This is a genomic window from Brevundimonas sp. (genome assembly GCF_032107865.1).
Lineage (GTDB): Bacteria > Pseudomonadota > Alphaproteobacteria > Caulobacterales > Caulobacteraceae > Brevundimonas.
The window spans coordinates 1-3462 of the sequence record NZ_DAMCNG010000131.1 but is presented as its reverse complement, the minus strand read 5'-3'; the positions used below and the strand labels follow the sequence as shown (position 1 = coordinate 3462).

Sequence of the window (3462 nt, the reverse complement as noted above, 5' to 3'; positions counted from 1 at the left end):
CACAAGCTGAGCAAGGACGAGGCGCGCATCGACTGGACCCGCCCGGCCGTCGAGGTAGACGCTCACATTCGCGGCCTGTCGCCCTTCCCCGGCGCCTGGTTCGAAGTCGAAGCCGACGGCGAGCCCGTCCGCATCAAGGCGCTGATGTCGGCGCTGGCCGAAGGGCGGGGCGCGGCCGGTCAGGTTCTGGACGACGCCCTGACGGTGGCCTGCGGAACCGGCGCGGTTCGCCTGACCCGCGTGCAGCGCCCCGGCAAGGCCGCGCAATCCGCCGAGGAAATGCTGCGCGGCTTCCCGGTTCCGGCCGGAACCCAGCTCGGCTGATGCCCCGGTATCGTTTCACCGTCGAATACGACGGCTCTGCCTACAACGGCTTTCAGGCCCAGGCGGGCCAGCCGACGGTGCAGGGCGCGATCGAGACGGCGCTCACCGCCTTCAGCGGTCAGAGCGTGCGCATCGCCGCGGCTGGCCGCACCGACACCGGCGTCCACGCCACGGGCCAGACCTGCCACGTCGATCTAGAGCGTGATTGGCCGGCGCGCACGGTGATGAACGCCCTGAACGCCCATCTGATGAATGAGGCGGTGGCGGTGCTGGACTGCGCCCCGGTCAGCGACGACTGGCACGCCCGCTTCACCGCCAATGGACGCAAATACCTGTACCGGATTCTGAACCGGCCCGGCCGCCCGGCGCTGGATCGGGGCCGGGTCTGGCACGTCAAGAAGCCGCTGGACGCCGAGGCCATGCACGCGGCGGCGCAGGCCCTGATCGGCCTGCACGACTTCACCACCTTCCGCGACGCCGCCTGTCAGGCGGCCAGCCCGATGAGGACGCTGGACGTGGCCCGCGTGAGCCGCGTCGGCGAAGAGGTGCATCTGGTGTTCGAGGCGCGCAGCTTCCTGCATCGCCAGGTGCGCTCGATGACCGGCAGCCTGGCCGAGGTCGGTCTGGGCCGCTGGAGCCCCGCCGACCTGGCCGATGCGCTCGAAGCCAGGGACCGCGCGCGATGCGGCCCAGTGGCGCCGTCAGACGGGCTTTATCTGACGGGCGTCACCTATGAGGCCGAAGCCTAGCGCCGAGCCTTAACGCTTGAACAGACCGCCCAGCGCGCCGCCGAGGCCGCCCGGCAGGTTGTCCAGCAAGCCGCCGAGCATGTCGTCGGCGCCGTCGGCGTTGCCGCCCGGCGTCAGACGGTCGACCGCTTCCGGCAGCAGGCCCGCCAGGGTCTCGCTGGCCTGTTCCGGCGAGATGCCCAGCTTCTGGGCGAAGTCGGCGATCGGGCCCGAGCCGATGACGGCCGCGATCTGCTCCGGCGAGATCGCGGCGTTGCCGCCCTTGCCAATCCACGAAGCCGCCACGTCGCCCAGGCCGTTCTGGCCGAACTTTTCGGCCAGGCCCGCCACGCCGCCCTGCCCCTTGAGCAGGTCGGTCAGGCCGCCGGCGGCGTCATCGCCGAGGCCGCCCAGGATATTGTCCAGAAGTCCCATCTCATTCCTCCGATTGCGCCGTCAGAATGACGGACTTCGTCTGCGGATTTGTGGCGAAAACGCAAAACAAGGCAACGCCGCCGCGCCGCCGTCAGTTTCAGCTCTTGGCGCGTTCCGAGCCCGAGGTGACGGCCTGGCCGACCGCCGAGACGTCGCGGCCCACGCCGGCGACGGTGTTGCAGGCGGCGGTGGTCAGGGCGGCGGCGATGACGCCGAGAACAATGAGCTTGCGCATGATGGAATCCCCATGGATCGATTTGACGCTTCAACGTGAAGCTTGACCATAAGGTTGCATGGCCAATTCATCCTTCAATCTGCTAACGGCGAAAGCATGACGCAAGCTTCCGGAACCGCCGCCCGCCGTTTGGTCGAAACCCTGGTGATGAACGGGGTCGACAAGGTCTTCTGCGTGCCCGGCGAGAGCTATCTCGCCGTGCTCGACGCCCTGGCTGACGTCCAGGACAAGATCGAGGTCATCGTCTGCCGCCACGAGGCCGGCGCCGCCAACATGGCCGAGGCCTACGGCAAGCTGACCGGCAGGCCGGGCGTCTGCATGGTCACGCGCGGACCGGGCGCGACCCATGCCTCGATCGGCGTGCATACGGCGCATCAGGATTCCACGCCGATGATCCTGTTCGTCGGCCAGATCGCCCTGACCGACCGGGGCCGCGGCGCCTTCCAGGAGGTCGACTATCGCGAAGTCTTCGGCGGTCTGGCCAAATGGGCGACCGAGATCGAGAGCCCCGAACGCACCGTGGAAGTGGTCGAGCGCGCCTTCGCCACGGCCCAGCAGGGTCGCATGGGACCGGTGGTCGTCGCCCTGCCCGAGAACATCCTGCACGAGGACGGCGGCCCCTCGCCGATCCGCCCCGTCGCCCCGGCCAAGGCCGCCCTGGACCCGGCCTTCGTCGAACAGGTGCGCGAGCGCCTGTCGCGCGCCGAACGTCCCATGCTGATCCTGGGCGGCTCCGGCTGGAGCGATGAGGCGACGGACGCGATTTCCGGCTGGGCCGAGCGCCTGGGCCTGCCGGTCGCCCTGTCCTTCCGCCGCAAGGATCTGATCCGCAACGACCACCCCGGCTATGCGGGCGACCTCGGCCTGGGGCCCAACCCCAAACTGGTGGCGCGGGTCAAGGACGCCGACCTGCTGCTGGTGATCGGCGCGCGCATGGGCGAGAATCCGACCCAGGGCTACACCCTGCTGGACCGGACGAAGACGGCCGAAACCCTGATCCACATTCATCCGGGGCCGGAAGAGCTGGGCCGCGTCTGGGCGCCCGCCCTGTCGGCGGCGGCGGATAATTCGCTGGCGGCCCTAGCCCTGTCGGCCATCGAGCCGGGCCGCGTCTGGACCGAACAGGGCGCGACGGCCCATGCCGATTTCCTCGCCTTCTCCTCGCCCATCGAGGTCAAGAGCGCGGTCAACATGAGCGAGGTCATCGCCCATCTGGCCGAAGCCCTGCCCGAGAACGCCATCCTGACCAATGGCGCGGGGAACTTCGCCGCCTGGCTGCACCGCTTCCATCGCCATCAGGCCCGTCGCACCCAGTTGGCCCCGACCTCGGGCGCCATGGGCTACGGCTACCCGGCGGCGCTGGGGGCCAAGGCGGTCCATCCGTCGCGCGAAGTGGTCTGCATCGCCGGCGACGGCGACTTCATGATGAGCGCCAATGAGATGGCGACCGCCGCCCAGTACGGGCTGGGCGTCGTCGTCGTCGTCGTGGACAACGGCACCTTCGGCACCATCCGCATGCACCAGGAGCGGGAATACCCGACCCGCATCATCGCCACGGAGCTGAAGAACCCCGACTTCGTGAAGTTCGCCGAGGCCTTCGGCGCCTTCGCCGTGCGTTGCGAGACGACCGGCGACTTCCCGGCGGCCCTGGCGGCCGCACGCGAGGCGGCGGCGAGCGGTCGTCCCGCCCTGGTCCACCTGATCACCGACGCCGAACAGATCGCGCCGGGCCGCACGATC

Annotated in this window: 4 protein-coding genes and 1 pseudogene; 3 read left to right on the top strand and 2 right to left on the bottom strand. The window is 69.6% G+C overall.

Going from position 1 to position 3462, the window contains the following annotated elements:
- Both RT567_RS11190 and truA read left to right on the top strand, forming a co-directional pair.
- Positions 1–324: pseudogene (locus tag RT567_RS11190) on the top strand (methionyl-tRNA formyltransferase); the annotation flags it as partial.
- On the top strand, positions 324–1073 hold the full coding sequence (truA, locus tag RT567_RS11185; RefSeq protein ID WP_313576443.1) for a tRNA pseudouridine(38-40) synthase TruA: 750 nt from the start codon (positions 324–326) through the stop codon (positions 1071–1073). The pseudogene RT567_RS11190 and the gene truA, both read left to right, overlap by 1 nt.
- Before the next feature lie 9 nt (positions 1074–1082).
- Here truA and RT567_RS11180 read toward each other — a convergent pair whose 3' ends face one another.
- Positions 1083–1487 (bottom strand): YidB family protein, encoded by a 405-nt coding sequence (locus RT567_RS11180; RefSeq protein WP_313576442.1) that lies wholly within the window; start codon positions 1485–1487, stop codon positions 1083–1085.
- A 97-nt stretch (positions 1488–1584) separates the two neighbouring features.
- A complete protein-coding gene (locus RT567_RS11175; protein ID WP_087140513.1) occupies positions 1585–1722 on the bottom strand; it encodes an entericidin A/B family lipoprotein in 138 nt (45 codons plus the stop codon).
- A gap of 96 nt (positions 1723–1818) precedes the next feature.
- Between RT567_RS11175 and RT567_RS11170 the strand changes: the two genes are divergently transcribed.
- Positions 1819–3462: thiamine pyrophosphate-binding protein (locus tag RT567_RS11170; protein ID WP_313576441.1), on the top strand; the 1644-nt coding region annotated here is incomplete at its 3' end.

Excerpts from the sequence above, each read along its gene's own strand:
- truA (WP_313576443.1), top strand. The coding sequence starts at position 324 with ATGCCCCGGTATCGTTTCACCGTCGAATACGACGGCTCTGCCTACAAC.
- RT567_RS11180 (WP_313576442.1), bottom strand. The coding sequence starts at position 1,487 with ATGGGACTTCTGGACAATATCCTGGGCGGCCTCGGCGATGACGCCGCC.
- RT567_RS11175 (WP_087140513.1), bottom strand. The coding sequence starts at position 1,722 with ATGCGCAAGCTCATTGTTCTCGGCGTCATCGCCGCCGCCCTGACCACC.